The following is a 19,000-nucleotide window of genomic DNA, read 5'->3' on the forward strand; positions in this document are numbered from 1 at the left end:
TAAGAGCCTAGGGCCCCTTTTTCAGCTTTTGGTCAGGCGCCCCTCCAGCTCCTCCACCTTTCCGGCCAGGACCGCAAGGCCTTTGCGCCAGAAGTCCGGGCTTTCCAGGTCAAAGCCGAAGCGCAGGGCGAGCTCCTTGGCGGGGTACATGCCGGACTCGGCCAAAAGGTCCTCGTACCGCTCGGCGAAGGCGGGGTCCTCTTTGGCCTTCTGGTAGACGGAAAGCCCGAAGAGGAGGCCGAAGGTGTAGGGATAGTTGTAGAAGTCGGCCCCGTAGTAGTGCCCCTTCACCGCCCACATGTAGGGGTGGCGGGTGCTCAAGGCCTCCCCGTAGGCCTCCTCCTGGGCCTTGACCATGAGCTCCTTGAACTCCCTTGGGGAAAGCTCCCGGGCCTTCCGCCGCGCAAACACCCAGGACTCAAAGAGGAAGCGGCTATGGATATCCACCACCACCTGGGCCGCCCCCTGGAGGTAGGTGTCCAGGATGAGGAGGCCCTCCTCGGGGGAGGCCTCCTTCAGGGCCGCCTCCACCACCAGGGTCTCGTTCATGATGCTGGCCGTCTCCGCCAGGGTCATGGGCACCTTCCTCAGGGAGGCCGGGACCCGGGCCAGGGCCAGGTTGTGGTAGGCGTGGCCCAGCTCGTGGGCCAGGGTGGACACCGACTCAAAGCTCTCCTCGTAGTTGGCGAGGATGAGGCTTTTCCCCCCACCCCTCGGCATGCAGTAGGCCCCGCCCACCTTGCCCTTCCGGGGCAGGAGGTCCATCCAGCGCTCGCGGAAGGCCTCCTCGGCCACCTGCGCGGCCCTCGGGACCAGGGCGGAGAGCTTTTCCGGGACGAAGTCCCGGGCCTCCTCCAGGGTCCAGCGCCTCCCCCGGCCCAGGGGGGCGAAGAGGTCCCACCAGTCCAGGCGCTCCTTCCCCAGGGCCCTGGCCTTGAGGAGGTAGTAGCGGCGGAAGAGGGGGAGGCTTTCCCTCACCGCCTCCAGCATGGCGTGGAGGGCCTTCCGGGTGATGCGGTTCCGGAAGAGGGTGGGCTCGAGGTCGTCCCGGTACCCCCGCCTGCGGTTTAGGACCGAGGCCTCCCCCTTGACCCCGTTTAGGGCGAAGGCCAGGGGCACCTCGTGGGCCTCCCAGGCCTTGAGCTCGGCCTCGTAGGCCTTTCTCCGCACCGCCTCCTCGGGGTGGAAGTAGAGGTTCCGCACCTTGGCCATGGGCATCTCCTCCCCGTCCACGGAGGCGGTGATCTGGCTGGTGAGGCTTTCGTGGAGCTTGTCCCAGGCCCGCCTGCCCGAGAGGGAAAGCTCCGCCGCCAAAACCTCCTCCCCCTCGGCCATCATGTGGAGGGCCTCCTCCTTGGCCTCCTCCACCAGGAGACGGTAGGGCCCCGCCTCCTCGGGGTCCTTTAGGGCCAGGTAGCGGGTGAGGCGGGGCTTAAGGCGCTGGAAGTCCAGGAAGAGGATCTCCAGCTCGGAGAGCTTGGCCGAGGCGGCCTCGTCCTGGGTGTCTGCGGTGAAGCGGGCGTAGAGGTAGGCCCGAAGGGGGGTGGCCTCCTCCAGGAGGGCGTCTAGGGCGGAGAGGACCTCGGGGAGGGGGGCTTCCCGCTCCAAAAGCTCCTTGAGCCCGCCGATCCTCCCCTTCAGGCCCTCCCAGGCCCGCTGGAACTCGGGGCTTTCCAGACCGGGGAAGAGGGGGGTGAGGTCCCAGGTGGTTTCCATAGGCCCCACTATACCTGACCCGCGGGTCACCCCTTGGAAAGCGTAAACTGAGGGCCTATGCCGGAGGAGTTTCCCGTCAAGGTGCGTGTGGAGGTCCGTTTCCGGGACCTGGATCCCCTGGGGCACGTGAACAACGCGGTCCACCTTTCCTACATGGAGCTGGCCCGCATCCGCTACTTCCAGCGGATCTCCCCGGATTGGCTGGAGGAGGGCCACTTCGTGGTGGCCCGGATGGAGGTGGACTACCTCAGGCCCATCCTCCTGGGGGACGAGGTCTTTGTGGGGGTGCGCACCCTGGGGATCGGCCGCTCCAGCCTGCGGATGGAGCACCTCATCACCGCCAACGGGGAACCGGCCGCCAAGGGCCTGGGCGTCCTGGTCTGGCTGGAAGGGGGTAGGCCGGCCCCCATCCCCCAAGGGGTGCGGGCGCGCATCGCCGAGGTGGAGGGGAGGCCTCTTTCTGCGCTTTCTTCCAGGAGCGAGACGGGAGGGCCATGATTCTGCTATCCTAAAAGCCGGATGACCACAGAGGAACGCCTCTACAAGCTGGAGGGCATTGTGGAGGGGGTCATGGCCGTCCTCCCCGACCGGGTATCCGCCCTGGAGGCCAGGATGGACCTCCTCCGCCAGGAGGTGAAGGGGGAGATCGCTGGCCTTCGGCAGGAGGTGAAGGGGGAGATCGCCGCGCTGCGCCAGGAGGTAAAGGCCGAGATCAACACCGCCTTCAACAAGGCCATGCTCTACTTCACGGCCATCGCGGTGGCGCTTGGGGTTCTCTCCCTTTGGCGCTAGCCTCAGGACGAGCCCCGGAGAAGGACCACCGTGACCCCGTGCCCTCCCTCGTGGGGCGGGGCGTCGGCGAAGCCCTCCACCCGCTTGTCCCGGCGGAGGGCCTCCCGGATGGCCTGCCTTAAGGCCCCTGTGCCCTTGCCGTGGAGGAGGCGGAGGGTGGGGAGGCCCAAGGCGCGGGCCTCCTCCAGGGCCCGGTCCACCTCCAGAAGGGCCTCCTCCACCGTGAGGCCCCGAAGGTCCACCTCCTTCACCTCCCGGCCGGGCTTGGCGAGGAGGGGTCTGGGCGGGGTCTCCTGGGGAAGGGGCCTGAGCTCCTTGGCCTTCAGGCTCATCTTCAGAGGCCCCACCTGCACCAAGGCCTCCTCCCCCCTGAGCTCCAAAAGGCGGCCCCTTTTGCCCAGGGAGGCCACCTCCACCATCTGCCCCGGGGAAAGCCCAGGGGGCGGGGGTGGGGGAGGGGTTTTGGGGGCGTACCGCTCCTTTAGGGCCATGAGCTCCCTCAGGGCGTTCCGCTTGCCCTCGGTCCGGGCTTTTTCCTTCAGGGCCTTGAGCTCGGCCTCCACCCTGAGGAGTTCGGCCCGCACCTCCTCCTCCAGGGCCCTTAGCCTTTCCGCCCGTTCCTCCGCAAAGCGGGCCTCCCGCTCGGCCAGGGCCCTCCTTAGGCGTTCCGCCTCGGCGAGTTCCCGGGAAAGCCTTTCCCGCTCTGCCTGAAGTCCCAAGCGCTCGGCCTCCAGGCGCTCCAAAAGGGCCTCGAGCCTCCCCCCTTCCGGCAGAAGAGCCTCGGCCCGCTTGAGGACCTCCTCGGGGAGGGAAAGCCTCCTGGCGATGGCCAGGGCGTAGCTCCTCCCCGGCACCCCCAAAACGAGCTCGTAGGTGGGGCGCAGGGCTTCCAGGTCAAAGCGCATGGAGGCGTTCAAGATCCCCTCCCTTCCCTGGGCGAAGGCCTTCAGGGGGGAGAGGTGGGTGGTGACCATGCCCTTGACCCCCCGGGCGAGGAGGGCCTCGAGGAGGGCCTGGGAGAGGGCCGCCCCCTCCTCGGGGTCGGTGCCGCTTCCCAGCTCGTCAATGAGGACGAGGCTCCCCTCTGTGGCCTCCTCCAGCATCTCCTTGAGGCGGGTGAGGTGGCCCGCGAAGGTGGAGAGGTTCTCCTGGAGGGACTGTTCGTCCCCGATGTCGGCGTAGACCCGGTCGGGCCAGGCGAGGAGGGCCCTCTCCGCCGCCACGAAGAGGCCCGCCTGGGCCATGAGGACGGCGAGGCCCAGGGTCTTTAAGAGGGCGGTCTTCCCCCCCATGTTGGGCCCGGAGATGAGGATGAGCCGGGTCTTTTCGTCCAGGGCGAAGGAGTTCTTCACGGGGTTGGGGATCAAGGGGTGGAAGGCCCGGTGGAGCTCGTACCGCTCCCCGAAGCGGGGGCGGGAAAGCCCGAGGTCCCGGGCCAGGGCGGCCTGGGCCTGGATGAGGTCCAAAAGGCCCAGGGCCTCCAGGGTCTCCGGCAACCCCTCCTCCCGGGCGAGCTTCTCGGAGAGCTCCCGCAGGATGCGGTTCACCTCCTCCTCCTCCTGGAGCCTTAGGGCCTGGAGGCGGTTGTTGAGCTTGACCACGGAGAGGGGCTCTATGAAGAGGGTCGCCCCGGACTCGGACTCGTCCAGGAGGATCCCCGGCACCTTCTGGGCCATCCCCGCCCTCACCGGGACGCAGTACCGGTCCCGCCTTAGGGTGACGAAGCGGTCCTGGAAGGCCTCCCGATGCCGGTCCATGAGGGCGTAGAGGCGGTCCAGGATGGTTTCCCGCAAGGGCCGAAGCTCCTTCCGGATCTGGAGAAGCCTGGGGCTCGCCTCGTCCTTCACGGCCCCCTCCTCGTCCAGGGCCCTTTTCACCCGCTCCAGGAAGGCCCCGTGGTCCCCGATGCCCTCCGCCACCTGGCTCAAGGTGTTTCTCAGGGGAAGGAGCTCCGCCTTGAGGGCCATGGCCTCCTCCAGGGCCCGGGCCGCCCTAAGGAGCTCGGGGCCGGAAAGCCTCGCCCCCGCAAGGGCCCTCCCGTAGGCCTCCCGCAAGGCCCCCGCCTCGGGGAGGGCGTAGGGGTAGCTTTGGGCCTCCCCCGTGAGGGCGTGCCGCCTCTCTGCCTCCTCCCGGGGAAGGGGGGCGAGGGCCAGGGCGAGCTCCCGGCCCAGAGGGGTCCTGGTCCTCTCCGCTAGGAGGGCCCGCACCCTTGGGAACTCCAGGACCTCGAGGACGTCCCGCACAAGGGAAGAGTATACCCCGGGCTCAGGGCTTCAGGAGCTTGTGGAAAAGGGAACGGACCTCCTTCCTCGCCCAGAGCTGAACCCCCTTGGCGAGGAGAAGGCCCCACCGGCCAAGCCTTCCCGGGGGGAGGAGGGAAAGGAGGGCTGTGGCCTGGGAAAGGAGCCCTTCCCTTTCCTCGGGGCTCAGGGCCTCCCAGCGGCGCCGGGCCCCTACCACCAGGGCGAGGAGACGCTCCCGGAAGCCCGGCACCCCGGCGCCAAGGGCCTCCCCCGGGGCCTCAACCTTCCTCCGCACCACCCGCCGCACCTTCCCCTTAAACCGCTTGAGGCGCATCCCCCTTCATTCTAGGGGCTCCAGAAGGAGGTACCGCGCCTCCACCTCCCCCGCCACCTCCCTTTCCCCTAGGAGGTCTATCCCTAGGGGGAGGGAAAGGCGCGCCGCCTCCCTGGCGAAGAAGGCCCAGACCTCCCTCCCCCCAAGCCTCCTCCGGAAGGCCAGGACCCCTTCCGGGGCCTTTAGGGGGAGGAGCCCACCAAGCCTGAGGACGGGATGGGTCTTCTTCAGGCGCACCAGGCGCCGGAGGAAGGCGAGGAGGTCCCGGTCCCAGAGGGCCTCGTCCCAGGGGAAGGGGGCGCGGCAGTAGGGGTCTCCCCGCCAGACCCCGTAGGGGTTGGGCTGGGAGAGGCCCACCTCGTCCCCGTAGTAGATGGCGGGGCTTCCCGGGAAGGCGAAGAGGAGGGCGTAGGCCGTCTTGAAGCGCTCCTTGTCCCCCTTAAGGCGCCAGAGGGCCCGGGGGATGTCGTGGGAGGAGAGGAGGGTGTACATGCTGTGGCGGAGCTGGAGGGGAAGGGCCTGGTAGTGGTCCAGGAGGGCCCGCCAAAGCTCCTCGGCCTCCAGCTTCACGGGGTTCCCGTAGAGGTCCCGCCCTGAGAGCCACTCCATCACGGGATGGGCGAAGCCCGCATAGTGCATGGCCCCGTCCAGGGTGTGGGCCCTAAGGGTGGGGACGGTGTCGTAGGAGAGCTCCCCGAGGACCAGGGCGTCCTCCCTTTCCTCCTTGGCCGCCCGGGCCAGGGCCCTAAGCCAGCGGGCGTTTTTGCGGTTCGTCCCCCCCTCCCCGAGGGAGTGGGCCACGTCCAGGCGCCAGCCATGAGCGAGGCGCATCCAGTAGCGGACGGGGGCCTCCTTCCCGAAGACGAAGCGCTCCTGGGTGAGCGCGGAGGCGTAGTCCAGCTTGGGCATGTGCCCTACCCCGAAGAAGCTGGCGTAGGCGCCGTCCGGGTGGAAGGTGAACATGCCCCTTTCGGGGGAGGAGGGGTCCTTCAGGGCCTTCTGGAACCAGGGGTGGGTGGCTCCCACGTGGTTGAAGACCCCGTCCAGGATGAGCTTCATGCCCCGGGCCTCGAGGGCCTGGTAAAGCGCCCGCAGGGCCTCCTCCCCGCCCAGATGGGGGTCCACCCGGCTGTAGTCCTCCGTGTCGTAACGGTGGCTGGAGGGGCTTTGGAAGATGGGGGTGAGGTAGAGGGCCTCCACCCCCAGGGCCTCGAGGTAGGGGAGGGCCTCGAGGACCCCCCAAAGGTCCCCCCCGTAGAACTCCCGCGCCCCGTCCTCCCCGGGGGGCTCGTGCCAGGCCTTCCTGCGGATGGGCTTTCCCCCGTAAAGCCAGGCCCCCTCCTGGGGGGCGAGCTCCGGGCGCCCTTGGCGGAAGCGGTCGGGGAAGATCTGGTAGAAGACCCTTCCCAGGGCCCACTCCGGGGGGAGGGGCCTGGCGAGGAGGTGGAAGAAGCGGTCGTAGCGGGGAAGGGTTCTCTCCAGGCCGTGGCTTCCCAAGTAGCCTTGGGGGAGGCGGAAGCAGTAGCGGAAGGGGCTTGCGTGGACGGGAATCCGCGCCCTGAGGCCCTTTTCCCAGGGCCTCAGGGGTTTTTTGTGGAGCTCCCCGTCCCGCTCAAAGAGGAGAAGCCCCTCCTTGGCCTCGGTTTCCAGGCGGATCTCCACCTCCTCCCCCAGGGCGGGGAAGGGGGGGTGGAGGTGCTCGAGGTCGTGGTAGGTCATAGGTTCTCCAAGAGGGTTTGTATCTGAGCCTTTAGGAGGGGCAGATCCCGAATTACCGTTTGCCATACCTCTTCCAGGTCCACGCTGAAGTACTCGTGGACGAGGAGGTTGCGCATGGCCACCATTTCCCGCCATGGGAGGTGCGGTTGGGCCTCGTGAAACTCCCGCCCCAGCCTGGCCGCAGCCTCCCCAATGCGCTCTAGGTGGTGGACCACCCAGACCTGAACCAGCTCGTCTTCTAAAAAGCGCGCCTTTCCCAGAACGGCGTACCGTTCAATACGGGCGATGGCTTCCAGGATATCCCGAAGCCTCTCCCGGGGGTCCCTCATAAGGGCACGGCCTCCCGCAGGACCTGTTCCCGAAGCCTGGGAGCCAGGCCCCTCTCGCTCACCACGTCTACCGGCACCCCCAAAAGCCCTTCCAGGGCCAACTTTAGGCGGGCGTGGTCCAGGAGGGTGCGACCCTCCTCAAAGAGCACCAGGAGGTCCAGGTCGCTTTCCTCCTGGGCCTCTCCCCGGGCCACCGACCCGAAGACCCGCACCCTCACCGCCCCGTGGCGGGCGCAGAGGTTCAAGATAGCTTCCCTTTTGCTCTTGAGGGTTCCCAGGTCCACGCCTCTATTCTTTCACGGCCCCCGCCGTGCAGCCGGAGACGAAGTACTGCTGGAACCCGTAGAAGAGGAAGAGGATGGGCAGGGACCCTAAGACGCTCGCCGCGGCGAAGATGCCCCACTTGGTCTGGAACTGCCCCGTGGTGAAGCTCCTAAGCCCCACGCCCACGTTCCAGCTCTCCACCCCCGTGAGGACCAGGTTGGCCAGGACGAACTCCGAGTAGGTGCCCACGAACTGCAGGAGGAAGATGAAGACGAACATGGGGGCGGAAAGGGGAAGGAGAATCCGGGTGAAGACCTGCCACCTCGTGGCCCCGTCCACCATGGCCGCTTCCTCGAGGCTCGGGCTGATGCTCTCCAGGTAACCCTTGTAGACCCAGGTGCCGAAGCTGATGATGCCGCCGGAGTAGGCCAGGACGAGCCCGGTGAAGGTGTTCAGGAGGTCCAGCCGGGAGAGCAGGTAGTAGATGGCCACCAGGGCTAAAAACCCCGGGAACATCTGGACGAAGACGAAGAAGAGGAGCATGGGGTAGCGGCCGGGCAGGTGGCGGAAGCGGGCGAAGGCGTACCCCGCCGTGGCGGTGAGCAAGACGGCGAGGAGCCCCGTGAGGCCGGAGATGAGGAAGGTGTTCCGCACCCAGAGGAGGAACTTGGCCTCCGTGCCCTGCCCGGTGAACTGCCTAGGGGATAGGGAGAGGGCCAGGGCGAAGACCGAAAGGGCCATGAGGAGGAGAAGCCTCCCCTGCCAGAGGTCCATCCACGCCTCCTGAGGGAGAAGCCGCCTTAGAAGCCCGATGCCCGCTACCCCCAGGAGGGCGAGCCCCGCCAGGAGGGCAAGCCCCGCCTGGTAGGGGTAGAGGACCACTCCCTCCACAAGCCGGGCGTAGTTTTCCAGGGAGGGCGCCGGCAGGTAGGGGATGACCTTGGCGTCCAGGAGGAGGAAGCCCGTGTCGGGCCTCCGGAAGCTGAAGAGATTGTTGGTGGGGTCAAAGCTCGCCGCCACCACCTGGACCACCGGGTAGTAGACGAGGAGGATCAGGACCCAGAGGAAGAGGTGGGTCACCCCCTGGAGGAAGAGGGGCCAGGGGCTTTTCCGCCTCCTCTGGAAGCGGTTTACGAGGGCGGTGTAGAGGAGGCTAACGAGGAGGACGAAGAGGACCAAGGCCCCGAGGAGGCCCAAAGCGTAGGCCCAGCCGTAGGGCACGAAGACGCTCCCGAAGGCCACCTGCTTGCGGTAGGACCCCTCGTCAAAGAGGCGGTTGGCCGCGAACCAGCAGGCCCCGTAAAGGGCGAGGCCCGTGAGGAGGAAGCCCAGGACCTTGCGCATCTACCGCACCTCCCTTAAGGCCCCCGTGACCCGGAAGTTCACCAGGCTTATAGCCACGGTGATGGCGAAGATGAGGAGGCTGATGGCCGCCCCCAGGCCGTAGGCGGACTGCCCCTCGGCGCTGAAGGCCGTCTTGTAGGCCCAGGAGATGAGGATGTCCGTGGCCTGGGCCGTGGCCAGCCGCCCTTCCTGGGCCGGCCCCCCGGCGGTGAGGAGGTAGATGAGGTAGAAGTTGTTGAAGTTGAAGGCGAAGGAGGAGAGAAGGATGGGCACCATGGGCTTCTCCAGCAGGGGGAGGGTGATGCGGAGGAGGGCCTGCCAGGGGGTGGCCCCGTCCACCTTGGCCGCCTCGTAGAGCTCCTCGGGGATGGTGGAAAGGGCCCCCAGGGTGGCGGTCATCATGTAAGGGAAGCCGAGCCAGAGGTTGACGAGGAGGACGGCCACCTTGGCCCAGTCGGGGTCGTTGAGCCAGGGGATGGGGTAGATGCCCAAGACCCCCAGGAGGCGGTTGATGGCCCCGAAGTTGTAGTTGAGGAGGGCCACCCAGACCTGCACGGTGATGACCCCTGGCAAGGCCCAGGAGACGATGAGGGCCGTGCGGTAGAAGTTTCTGAGCTTCAGGGCCTTGTTGTTGAGGACGAGGCCCAGGACGAGGCCCAAAAGGGCGTTCAGCAACACGGTGGCCGTGGCGAAGGCCACGTTCCAGAGGAAGACGGGAAGGAGGGCTTGGCTCGCCTGGGAGAGGATGAAGGCGAAGTTCCTGAGGCCCACGAAGCGGAAGGCGTTCACCTTGGCCACAAACTCCGCCCTGAAGGGCGGGGTGCGGTCCAAAAGAAGGGTTTCCCCCTCGGCTTGGGCGATTCTCGCCCGCAGGCGGTGGCCCTCGGCGTAAACCTCCACGGGCTCGCCTTGGCAGGGGTCGCAGCGCAGGGCCTCCGCCACCCCCGCCTCGAGGACGAGCCGCGCCCCCTCCTGGGCCACCACCCGGGTTTCGGTGGAGCGGTCGGGGAAGCCGTTTCGCTTTCCCGAATAGTCGGTGAAGGCCAGGTACACGGTGAGGCCCACGGGGTAGAGGGTGAAGACCAGGAGGAAGGAGAGGGCGGGAAGGAAGTAGTACCAGTCGGTGAGCCAGGGGAAGAGCCTGCCCATCCCCACCGCTCCTGGGACCAGGACCAGGAGGGCCACCCCCAGGATGGCCCAGCCCGGCGGGGCGAGGTAAACCTGCAGGAGGAAGTAGGCCAGGAGGCCCGCTCCCGTGGAGAGGAGGAGAAGCCCCAGAAGGAGCCCCATGGCCAGGAGAAAACCTTTGAGGCCAGGAGGGTGTTTCATGGTCTAAAGATACGCCCCCCACAGGGGCCGGGCGTCCTGCGGGGGGCGGGCATGGGGGCTTACTTGCCCATGGCCTTCTTGATCTCGGCCACCATGTCTTCCACGATCTTCTTCACGTTGGAGTCGGGCCTTTGGATGGCCAAGGAGATGGCGTTCCCCCAAGGGCCCCAGACCTTGCCCATCTCGGGGATGTTGGGCATGGGGGTGCCCAGGGGGAAGACCTTGGCGAAGCCCGCCACCACGGGGTCCTTCTCCAGCTCCCTCACCGCGCCCTTGGAAACGGGGATGCGGCCGCCCGCCTGGTTGAAGGAGACCAGGTTCCGCCCGCTCACCAGGGTCTTGGCGAAGTTCACCGCCTGGGTCTTGTTCTTGGAGTAGGCGTTCACCACCACCCCCTGCACCCCCAGGAAGGGCCCCCAAGGCCCCTTGGCCCCGGGGGGCGTGGGGAAGGGGGCGATGCCGAAATCCACCTTGGCCTTCTTGTAGTCGCCAAGCGCCCAGGGACCGTTGATGATCATGGCCAAGGCCCCGTCCTTAAAGGCCCCGTCCGCCACCCCGTAGTCCACCCCCTCGGGCACCAGGTTGTGCTTGAAGCGGAGGTCCTTGATGAACTGAAGCGCCTTCTCCCCCACCTCGCCCCCGATGAGGAGCTTGCTGGGGTCCAGGTTGCCCTTGGCGTCCTTGCCGAAGACGTTCTCGGCGCCGAAGGCCTTGAAGAAGCCGAAGTTGAAGTAGGGGTCGCCGATGTTGTAGAGGAAGCCGAAGGTGGAGCCCGTGGTGAGTTTTTGGGCCAGGGCGAGAAACTCCTCCCAGGTCTTGGGGGCCTCCTTCACGTACTTCTTGTTGTAGATGAGGGCCACGCTCTCGGCGAAGGCGGGGAGGCCCATGAGCTTGCCCCCAAAGGTGAAGGCCTCCACGGCCACGGCCTGGAGGTCGGAGAGGTAGCTTTGGGTCACGTACTTGCCCATGGGCTCCAGCACCCCGGCCTGGGCCATCTCCCCGAGCCAGTCGTGGGGGATGGAGACCACGAGGTCCGCCGCCTGCCCCTGGGGGGCCCCCAGGATGAACTTCTGCTTGATGTCCCCGAAGGGAACCTCCACCACCTCCACCTTGGTGCCCGAGGTCTTGGCGTAGGTCTGGGCCTGGGCCTTGAGCCACTCCAGCTCGGGGCCGCCGAAGTGGGTCCAGACGGTGATCTTCCCCTGGGCGAGGGCCAGGGAGAGGCCAAGGAGAAGGGCTAGCGCCTTTTTCATATCCCACCTCCGGGCGCGTGGTAGCGTTTCCGCTTCCAGTTTTTTCCGCGCCCTGCCCTCCGAGCATACCACGTTCCGGGAAGGGCGGACGTCCTATAGGGGCTACGCCCGGTTTCCTTCGCCCTGCCGGCCCGGGGAAGCCCGCCTAGGGGCCCCCGTGCTGGCTTGGGCCAGCATGGTGGTATCAGAGGAGGGCCCGCACCACCTCAAAGGCGATGAGGGCCAGGATCCCCACCTCCACCGCCTGGCTCCTCAGGTGGACCACTTCCTCGGTCACCATCTCGTAGGTGGCCTCGAGGGCCCGGAGCTTTTCCTCCACGCTCCTTTCCAGCTCGTGGGCCCCGTAGAGCTCCAGGGCCGCCCGGTAGATCTTGGCGTAGAAGAGGTCCTCGGTGATGCGCAGGGCCCCCTCCATCCGGGCCTTGACGTCGGCGATCTCCGCATGCCGGGCCATGAGGCGGCGGCGGAGGCGCTGAAGCCTCCCGTAGCCCCAAAGCCCCCGTTGCCTCAGCACCTGGGGCACCAGCTCCAGTTCCTCCGTGAGCACCCGGTCGTAGTAGGAGAGTTCCAAGAGCTGGGCGTGGACGAACTCCACCAGGTCGGCCACGTCCCAGATCCCCTCGGAGTCCAGGATGAGGACCCGGTCAAACCCCAGAAGGGCCAGGTCCTCGGTGGAGTAGCTGTAGCGGTAGCGGCCCATCTCCTGCCGCACCTCGGTGGCGAACTCCTCCTTGGCCCCCATCCAGAGGGGGGTGAGGTCCACCGGGGGGCTGTGGGCCTTGGCACCCTCCAGGCCCAGGGCGTGGTAGACCACGAAATCCTCGCTCAGGCGCTTCTCCTCGGGGCGGAGGAGGGCCCCCTGGAGGTGGGGCTCCAGGGCGGCGAGCTCGGCCAGGAAGAAGCCTTCCCAGAAGGGGAGCTCGGGGATCCTTAGCCCTTTCTCCAGGAACGACTCCCAGGGCACCCGCTCCCCCAGGTGGATACGGAGGGAGAGGGAGACCACGCCGAACTCGTAAAGCCTGGCGGTGAGGAGGCCCGAGACCCCCTCCACGCTCCTCACCCCCAGCTCCAGCTCCGCCGGGGGGTTCTGGAAGCGCACCGCGCCCAGCCTCGGCCGGGAGAGGCGGAGGCGGGGGGTGGCGAGGCGGCTTAGATCTATCTCGTCCGCCAGGTCAAAGAGGCGGTAGAGGGCGATGTGGGGCGAGAGGAGGTTCATTCCAGCCTGGAGATCTCCCGGGGAGGAGGCCCGTTCTTGTAGGCCTCCAGGAGGGCCTTAAGCGCCCTTCCCCGGTGGGAGTAGCGGGCCTTTTCCTCCAGGGTCATCTCCGCGAAGGTCTTGCCCGCCTCGGGCACGTAGAAGAGGGGGTCGTAGCCGAAGCCGCCTTCCCCCCGGGGGGCCTCGAGGATCACCCCCTCCACGCTTCCCTCGTAGGCCTCGGCGTGCCCGTCAGGGTAGGCCAGGACCAAGACGGCCACGAACCGCGCCTTCCGCTCCTCCCCTTTGAGGTAGCGCATCCTCTCCAGGAGGAAGACGTTCCGCTCCCGGTCCGTCTCCCTCCCCCCGTAGCGGGCGGAGTAGACCCCGGGCTCGCCGCCCAGGGCGGGGACCTCGAGGCCCGAGTCGTCGGCCAGGGCGGGAAGCCCCGTGGCCTTGGCCACGTGGGCGGCCTTGAGGAGGGCGTTTTCCAGGAAGGTGGCCCCTTCCTCCTTGGGCATGCGCAAGGGGAAGTCCGCCAGGGAGAGGAGGGTCCAGCCCAAGGGCTTTAGGCCCTCCTGGAGCTCCCGTACCTTCCCGGGGTTGGAGGTGGCCAGGACGAGGCGCATCCTCCCTAGGATACCGCCTTCAGGGCGGCCACCACCTCCTCGGGGGTGTCCAGGGGGGTGAGGAGGTGGAGGTCCTTGGGGTCTATGGCCCCCCGGTCCCTGAGGAAGGCCATCCAGGAGAGGAGGCCCTCCCAGTACCCCCGGTCCAGGGCGAAGACGGGGAAGGGGTGGACCTTCTCCGTCTGGATGAGGACCAGGACCTCGGTGAGCTCGTCCAGGGTGCCCAGGCCCCCGGGCAGGAAGACGAAGCCCACGGCGTAGCGCACGAAGAGCACCTTGCGCACGAAGAAGTAGCGCAAGGAGAGGGCGTGGGTCTGGTAGGGGTTGGGTTTTTGCTCGTGGGGAAGTTCAATGTTGAGGCCCACGCTCACTCCTCCCGCCTCGTAAGCCCCCCGGTTCACCGCCTCCATGACCCCGGGGCCGCCCCCCGTGACCACCCCGAAGCCCGCCTCGGCCAGGGCCTTCCCCAGGCGGTAGCCCAGGGCGTAGGCCGGGTGGCCTTCCAGGAAGCGGGCCGAGCCGAAGACCGAGACCAGGGGCACCTTCACCTCCGAGAGGGCCTCAAAGCCCTCCACGAACTCCGCCAGGATGCGGAAAAGCCGCCAGCTGTCCCCGTGGTGGAGCTGGTCAATGAGGGGCTTCTTGGGCATGGCCCCAGCTTAATACCATCCCATACTGGCTTGGGCCAGCATGGGGTGGTATTAGAGCTCCTCCAGGCTCACCCGCCTGAGGTCCTCCACCCTCTCTCCCAGGCGCTCCGCCAGGGCCCGGTAGCTCTCCGGGTCCCCGGTCACGTAGTGGACCACCCGCCCCGTTCCCTCGGGGTTTAAAAGGCCCTCCCTTTCCAAGGCCCGGGCCACTCGCCGGGCCGTGGCCTCGGCGGAGTCAATGAGGCGTACCCCGGGGAGGACCCGGGCCAGGGTGTTCTTCAGGAAGGGGTAGTGGGTGCACCCCAGGATGAGGGCCTCGAGGTCCTTGGGGGCCTCCTCCAGGTAGTGCCGGGCCACCAGGAGGGCCACCGGGTCGTCCCAGAGCCCCTCCTCCACCAGGGGCACGAAGAGGGGGCAGGCCTTGGCCCAGGCCAGGTCCAGGTGGCGCTCGTAGGCCCGGCTTTCCACCGTGGCCTGGGTGCCGATGAGGCCCACCTTCCCGTAGGCCCTCGCCTCCTCCGCCGCGGGTTCCAGGACCCCGAAGACGGGCACGGAAAGGTCCTCGGCCAGGTCGGGGAGGGCGGCGGAGCTCGCCGTGTTGCAGGCCACCACGATGGCCTTCACCCCTTCCCTGAGGAGAAACCCCGCGATCTCCCAGGCGAAGCGCCGCACCATGGGGAGGGGCTTGCCCCCGTAGGGGACGCGGGCGGTGTCGCCGAAATAGAGGAAATCCTCCCGGGGGAGGGCCTTCCGCAGGGCGGAAAGCACCGTGAGCCCCCCCACTCCCGAATCAAAGACGCCGATGGGCCTTCCCCGGTCCTTCACGGCCCGCCATCATACCTGGACGGAAAAGGGGGGGTGCTATACTATCAGGGTTGCCCCGAGGGGGCGCAAAGGAGGTGCCTGCGTTGAGGCTGGTCACGTCTGAATCGGTAACCGAGGGACACCCGGACAAGCTGGCCGACCGGATCTCCGACGCCATCCTGGACGCCCTCATCGCCCAGGACAAGAAGGCCAGGGTGGCGGCTGAGACCCTGGTCACCACCGGGCTCGTCTTCGTGGCGGGGGAGATCACCACGGAGGGCTACGTGGACATCCCTGGGCTGGTGCGCAAGACGGTGCGGGAAGTGGGGTACACCCGGGCCAAGTACGGCTTTGACGCCGATACCTGCGCCGTGCTCACCGCTATAGACGAGCAGTCCCCGGATATCGCAGGCGGGGTCAACCTCTCCTACGAGTGGCGGGTCCTCAAGTCCACCGACCCCCTGGACCGGGTGGGGGCGGGGGACCAGGGCCTGATGTTCGGCTACGCCACCGACGAGACCCCCGAGCTTATGCCCCTTCCCATCACCTTGGCCCACCGCCTCACCATGCGCCTCGCCGAGGTGCGGAAGACGGGCCTCCTTCCCTACCTCCGCCCCGACGGCAAGGCCCAGGTCACCGTGGTCTACCAGGGGGACAAGCCCCTCTACGTGAAGACCGTGGTGGTCTCCGCCCAACACTCCCCCGAGGTGGAGCAGGACCAGCTCCGCGAGGACCTGATCCGGGAGGTGGTGCGCCAGGCCATCCCGGGGGAGTACCTGAAGGAGGGGGAGACGGAGTACCTCATCAACCCCTCGGGCCGCTTCATCCTGGGCGGGCCCCACGCGGACACGGGGCTCACGGGCCGCAAGATCATCGTGGACACCTACGGGGGGGCGGTGCCCCACGGGGGCGGGGCTTTCAGCGGCAAGGACCCCACCAAGGTGGACCGCTCCGCCAGCTACTACGCCCGCTACATGGCCAAGAACCTCGTGGCGGCGGGGCTTGCGAAGAGGGCCTTGGTGGAGCTGGCCTACGCCATCGGCAAGGCGAGGCCCGTCTCCCTTAGGGTGGAGACCTTCGGCACCGGGGTCCTGCCCGACGAGAAGGTCACCGAGATTGCCCGGAAGGTCTTTGACCCCAGGCCCCTCGCCATCATTGAGGAGCTGGACCTCCTGCGGCCCATTTACACCCCTACCTCGGCCTACGGCCACTTCGGCCGCCTGGGCTTCCCCTGGGAGGAGACGGACCGGGTGGAGGCCCTGAGGCGGGAGGCGGGGCTTTGATACCACCCCATGCGGGCCTAAGCCCGCATGGGGCCCCGGTAACGCAAAATCAGCTCCGGCTGTAGGCCGGGGCTTCCCTATTTGGGGGCCGCCTCCACCCGGTTCTTCCCCCGGCGCTTGGCCCGGTAGAGGGCTTCGTCCGCCCGTTTGAGGAGGGAGAGGGGGGAGTCTGTGGGGCCCGCCTGGGCCACGCCGAAGCTGGCGGAGAGGCTTTCCACCGGGGGCACCTTGAGGAGGGCCACCTCCCGGCGCAGGCGCTCCGCCAGGCGGAGGGCTTGGGGGAGCTCGGTTTCGGGAAGGACCACGGCGAACTCCTCGCCCCCGAGGCGCACGGCCCGGTCGCTCTGGCGGAGGTGGTCCTCCAGGCACCGGGCCAAGGTCCGGAGCACCCGGTCCCCCACCTCGTGGCCGTGGGTGTCGTTCACCGCCTTGAAGCCGTCCAGGTCCAGGAGGATGAGGGAGAGGGGACGGCCGTAGCGCCAGAGGCGGAAAAGCTCCCTTTCCAAAATGATCTCTAGATAGCGGCGGTTTCTGAGCCCGGTGAGAAAGTCGGTGTAGGCGTCCAGCTGGGCCTCCAGATACCCTTCCTTCAGGCGCACCAGCAGGTAGAGGAGGCCCACGTAGGCCAGGTTGGCCCCGAAGAACTGGGCCAGGGCGTTCCAGTGGACGGGCTGGAAGGGGTTGCGCATGAGGCCAAGAAGGGTCACGAGAAGGAGGGTGAGGAGGTAGAGGAAGGCCAGGCGCACCGCCCTTTTGGCGGGGAAGAAGAGGTAGCTGGAGAAGTAAAAGAAGGGTACCCAGTAGGCGGCGGGGGAGAGGCCCAGGGGGTTGGGCTTGAAGAGGAGCTGGTAGGTCAGGGTGGAAAGGAGGTACAAGGCGATGAGGGCGTGGGTGCCGGGGATCACCCACCGGGCCGAGGGGGGAAAGCGCCAAAGAAGAAGGGCGAAGGCGAGAAAGCCCAGGGCCATGGGGACCAGGAAGGTCCGGTCCACAGGGTCCAGGCCCCCTGACCTCGAGGCCCAGTAGGCCACCCCCGCCAGGAGGCTTCCCAGGGGCAGAAGCCAGAGGGCCATCTGCCGCCGCACCGGGTTCAGGGGGTCCAGGAGCTCCAGGGTGGGGTGCAAGTTGGGACCAGTATAACGCCCCTTGAAGGAGGCCATGGCCCCATCCTGCCACGGGCCTCCTTAACCGGGCCTTAACGGGCTAGGGCGGGGGCTTAGTCCTCCAGGTAGGTGTACCCCTGGAGCTCCCGAGCGTAGCGCTCCAGGAAGGCCCCCTTTTCCGCCGGGGAGAGGCGGCTTTGCCGCACCAGGCGCTCCACCCCGAGGGTGAGCTCCCGGGCGGCGAAGCCCATCTTCTCTATGACCTTCTCGGCGGTCTCCCCGGGCACGAAGCGCTCTATGGCGAAGCCTTCCTCGTCCACCCTCACGTGGGCCTCCCCCACCTGGCCGAAGAGGTTGTGGTTGCTCCCCAAGACGTCCTGGTAAGCCCCCACCAGGAAGACCCCCAGGTAGTAGGACTCCCCCGGGCGCACGGGGTGCACGGGAAGGGTCTGGCGCACGTCGTGCAGATCAATGAAGCGGTCAATCTTCCCGTCGGAGTCGCAGGAGATGTCCACCAGGGTGGCCTGACGGGTAGGGGGTTCGTGGAGACGGCTTAGGGGCACGATGGGGAAGAGCTGGTGGATGGCCCAGGCGTCGGGAAGGCTCTGGAAGATGGAAAAGTTGCACACCAGCTTGTCGGCCAGGAGCTTCTCCAGATCCTCAAACTCGTCGGGGGCGTAGGGCAGTTCCCGCACCAGGGCGTAGACCTTGCGGGCGATGTGGTAGAAGATCTCCTCCGCCAGGGCCCGGTCCTTCAGGGAAACCAGGCCCAGGTCGTAGAGGGTCTGGAGGGTCTCCTTGTCGGCGTAGGCGTCGTGGTAGACCTCGCGGAAGTTCTTGGGGCCGAGGCTTTGCAGGCTTTCCCAGAGCTCCTTGACCAGGGGGTGGGCCTCCTCCGGGGGGGGTGTGGGCCTCCTCTCCCCGGGCGGGGTGATGACGTCAATGACCTCCAGGACCAGGACCTCGTGGTAGGCGGTGATGGCCCGGCCCGACTCGGTGACCAGGATGGGATGGGGTTCCCCGTGCCCCTCCACCACCTCCTTGGTCACGTAGACCAGGTCCTCGGCGTACTCCGGGAGGGTGTAGTTGGCGGAAGCGTAGAAGTTGGTCTTGGAACCGTCGTAGTCCACGGCCAGACCCCCGCCCAGGTTGAGGTAGCGGAGGGGGGCCCCGAGCTTCCTGAGCTGCACGTAGGTCTGGGCCGCCTCCCGCACCGCCGCCTTGATCTTGCGGATGTCCGTCACCTGGCTGCCGATGTGGGCGTGGACCATGACCAGGGCGTCCAAGAGGTCCGCCTCCTTCAGGATCTCCACCGCCCGCACGATCTCCGGGGTGGTGAGGCCGAACTTGGCGTTCTCCCCTCCCGAGGCCTCCCACTGCCCCGCCCCCTTGGCCTTGAGCTTGTAGCGGAGGCCCAAGAGGGGCTTGACCCCGAGCTCTTGGGAGAGGCGGACCACCCGGGGCAGCTCGGCGAACTTCTCCAGGGTGAGGACCACGTTGCGGCCGAGCTTCCTTCCCATGAGGGCCAGGCGGATGAAGTCGTCGTCCTTGAAGCCGTTGGTGGTGATGAGGGCCTCCTCGGAGAGGTCCTGGGCCAGGATGAGGGCCAGCTCGGCCTTGCTGCCCGCCTCGAGGCCAAAGTGGTAGGCCTTCCCCGCCTTGGCCACCGTCTCCAGCACCAGGCGGCGCTGGTTCACCTTCACCGGGTAGACCCCCCGGTAGGTGCCCCGGTAACCGTATTTCTCCATGGCCCTGCGGAAGGCCTCGTTGAGTTCCTGCACCCGGGCCTCGAGGATCTGGGGGAAGCGGAGGACCAAAGGCAGCGGCCTCCCCTCGTCCCTCAGGGCCTCCACGATCTCCAGAAGGGAGGCGGCGGGGCCTTGGGGGCCCAGCGGGGTGACCTCCATCTCCCCGTCCCGCCCGATGCGGAAAAACCCGGCACTCCAGTGGGGCACCAGGTAGATCTCCTCTGCCTCCTTGGGGGTAAAGCGCCTGGCCGTTCGCAACCTGAGT

At 67.6% G+C, this 19,000-nt stretch carries 18 protein-coding genes; 3 read left to right on the forward strand and 15 right to left on the reverse strand.

Annotated features, from left to right (window positions below; genetic code table 11):
* Positions 1-21: 21 nt before the first annotated feature.
* Positions 22-1,716, reverse strand: coding sequence for a M3 family oligoendopeptidase (locus tag ACZ5RK_RS03560; RefSeq protein ID WP_054647459.1), 1,695 nt, complete (start codon positions 1,714-1,716; stop codon positions 22-24).
* A gap of 57 nt (positions 1,717-1,773) precedes the next feature.
* Between ACZ5RK_RS03560 and ACZ5RK_RS03565 the strand changes: the two genes are divergently transcribed.
* Positions 1,774-2,214 (forward strand): acyl-CoA thioesterase, encoded by a 441-nt coding sequence (locus ACZ5RK_RS03565; protein ID WP_464909694.1) that lies wholly within the window; start codon positions 1,774-1,776, stop codon positions 2,212-2,214.
* Positions 2,215-2,235: 21 nt separating this feature from the next.
* Positions 2,236-2,508, forward strand: coding sequence for a hypothetical protein (locus ACZ5RK_RS03570; protein WP_054647460.1), 273 nt, complete (start codon positions 2,236-2,238; stop codon positions 2,506-2,508).
* A 2-nt stretch (positions 2,509-2,510) separates the two neighbouring features.
* On the opposite strand, the gene ACZ5RK_RS03575 is transcribed toward ACZ5RK_RS03570, so the two are convergent.
* The 12 genes from ACZ5RK_RS03575 to murI form a co-directional block, all read right to left on the reverse strand.
* Positions 2,511-4,751 (reverse strand): endonuclease MutS2, encoded by a 2,241-nt coding sequence (locus tag ACZ5RK_RS03575; RefSeq protein ID WP_464909695.1) that lies wholly within the window; start codon positions 4,749-4,751, stop codon positions 2,511-2,513.
* A gap of 22 nt (positions 4,752-4,773) precedes the next feature.
* A complete protein-coding gene (locus tag ACZ5RK_RS03580) occupies positions 4,774-5,085 on the reverse strand; it encodes a hypothetical protein (RefSeq protein WP_054646994.1) in 312 nt (103 codons plus the stop codon).
* 6 nt (positions 5,086-5,091) lie between these two features.
* Positions 5,092-6,804: an alpha-amylase family glycosyl hydrolase gene (locus ACZ5RK_RS03585; RefSeq protein ID WP_464909696.1), complete on the reverse strand. Its 1,713-nt coding sequence runs from the start codon at positions 6,802-6,804 to the stop codon at positions 5,092-5,094.
* Positions 6,801-7,133: a HepT-like ribonuclease domain-containing protein gene (locus ACZ5RK_RS03590; RefSeq protein ID WP_054647002.1), complete on the reverse strand. Its 333-nt coding sequence runs from the start codon at positions 7,131-7,133 to the stop codon at positions 6,801-6,803. The genes ACZ5RK_RS03585 and ACZ5RK_RS03590 overlap by 4 nt, the downstream gene beginning before the upstream one ends.
* Complete coding sequence (locus ACZ5RK_RS03595) at positions 7,130-7,417, reverse strand: nucleotidyltransferase family protein (RefSeq protein ID WP_464909697.1); 288 nt, start codon at positions 7,415-7,417, stop codon at positions 7,130-7,132. The genes ACZ5RK_RS03590 and ACZ5RK_RS03595 overlap by 4 nt, the downstream gene beginning before the upstream one ends.
* Positions 7,418-7,421: 4 nt before the next feature.
* Positions 7,422-8,741 (reverse strand): sugar ABC transporter permease, encoded by a 1,320-nt coding sequence (locus tag ACZ5RK_RS03600; protein WP_054646995.1) that lies wholly within the window; start codon positions 8,739-8,741, stop codon positions 7,422-7,424.
* Positions 8,742-10,070, reverse strand: coding sequence for an ABC transporter permease subunit (locus ACZ5RK_RS03605; protein WP_464909698.1), 1,329 nt, complete (start codon positions 10,068-10,070; stop codon positions 8,742-8,744).
* A gap of 59 nt (positions 10,071-10,129) precedes the next feature.
* Complete coding sequence (locus ACZ5RK_RS03610; RefSeq protein WP_464909699.1) at positions 10,130-11,323, reverse strand: sugar ABC transporter substrate-binding protein; 1,194 nt, start codon at positions 11,321-11,323, stop codon at positions 10,130-10,132.
* Positions 11,324-11,507: 184 nt separating this feature from the next.
* On the reverse strand, positions 11,508-12,539 hold the full coding sequence (locus ACZ5RK_RS03615; RefSeq protein ID WP_464909700.1) for an RMD1 family protein: 1,032 nt from the start codon (positions 12,537-12,539) through the stop codon (positions 11,508-11,510).
* Positions 12,536-13,147 (reverse strand): XTP/dITP diphosphatase, encoded by a 612-nt coding sequence (locus ACZ5RK_RS03620; protein WP_464909701.1) that lies wholly within the window; start codon positions 13,145-13,147, stop codon positions 12,536-12,538. Before ACZ5RK_RS03620 ends, ACZ5RK_RS03615 begins: the two co-directional genes overlap by 4 nt.
* Positions 13,148-13,152: 5 nt before the next feature.
* Complete coding sequence (locus ACZ5RK_RS03625; RefSeq protein WP_464909702.1) at positions 13,153-13,797, reverse strand: LOG family protein; 645 nt, start codon at positions 13,795-13,797, stop codon at positions 13,153-13,155.
* A 51-nt stretch (positions 13,798-13,848) separates the two neighbouring features.
* Positions 13,849-14,622, reverse strand: coding sequence for a glutamate racemase (murI, locus tag ACZ5RK_RS03630; protein ID WP_054646998.1), 774 nt, complete (start codon positions 14,620-14,622; stop codon positions 13,849-13,851).
* An 83-nt stretch (positions 14,623-14,705) separates the two neighbouring features.
* Between murI and metK the strand changes: the two genes are divergently transcribed.
* Positions 14,706-15,884 carry a methionine adenosyltransferase gene (metK, locus tag ACZ5RK_RS03635; protein WP_054646999.1) on the forward strand — a complete coding sequence of 393 codons (1,179 nt, stop codon included), beginning with the start codon at positions 14,706-14,708 and terminating at the stop codon, positions 15,882-15,884.
* A 77-nt stretch (positions 15,885-15,961) separates the two neighbouring features.
* Here the strand turns inward: metK and ACZ5RK_RS03640 are convergent, their stop codons facing one another.
* Both ACZ5RK_RS03640 and speA read right to left on the reverse strand, forming a co-directional pair.
* Positions 15,962-17,044: a GGDEF domain-containing protein gene (locus tag ACZ5RK_RS03640; RefSeq protein WP_464909703.1), complete on the reverse strand. Its 1,083-nt coding sequence runs from the start codon at positions 17,042-17,044 to the stop codon at positions 15,962-15,964.
* 56 nt (positions 17,045-17,100) lie between these two features.
* Entirely contained in the window at positions 17,101-18,993 is a 1,893-nt protein-coding gene (gene speA, locus ACZ5RK_RS03645) for a biosynthetic arginine decarboxylase (RefSeq protein WP_464909704.1), read from the reverse strand.
* Positions 18,994-19,000 lie beyond the last annotated feature (7 nt).

This window comes from Thermus kawarayensis JCM 12314, assembly GCF_055393575.1.